We start from the raw sequence: 271 nt of genomic DNA, 5'->3' as shown, positions 1-271 counted from the left end.
TGGTTTCAAATCAAATATTATCTTTTTTATTTCAAAATAACTTTTCAAAAATGCGTATATGTTTTCTTTGAATTCTTCATAATCTATTCCGTAAAAACTTTTCATTTAGCCCACCCCCGATATACTTATTCTGATTCAGTACTTTTATAGCTTTCGTTTAATAGCTTTTCGATATCAGCTCTTTTAAACAATACTTTCTTGCCTATTTTTATTGGTTTTAAAATTCCTTGTTTTGACCAACGATATATAGTAACTTCTATCGTCCGTTAGA

The 271-nt window shown here is 27.7% G+C and carries 1 protein-coding gene; it reads right to left on the bottom strand.

Translation table 11 applies throughout. The annotated features are described in order from the left end of the window. Positions 1 to 125 precede the first annotated feature (125 nt). The gene (locus tag NAAC61_RS11430; protein ID WP_443146894.1) at positions 126 to 248 is read right to left on the bottom strand and encodes a helix-turn-helix domain-containing protein; all 123 of its coding nucleotides are present in this window, start codon (positions 246 to 248) and stop codon (positions 126 to 128) included. Positions 249 to 271 lie beyond the last annotated feature (23 nt).

The organism is Petrotoga sp. 8T1HF07.NaAc.6.1 (assembly GCF_016772115.1).
In the GTDB taxonomy this organism is placed as follows: Bacteria; Thermotogota; Thermotogae; order Petrotogales; family Petrotogaceae; genus Petrotoga; species Petrotoga mobilis.
Note: the sequence above shows the minus strand (reverse complement) of the source record. Positions and strands in the feature narration are given on the sequence as shown.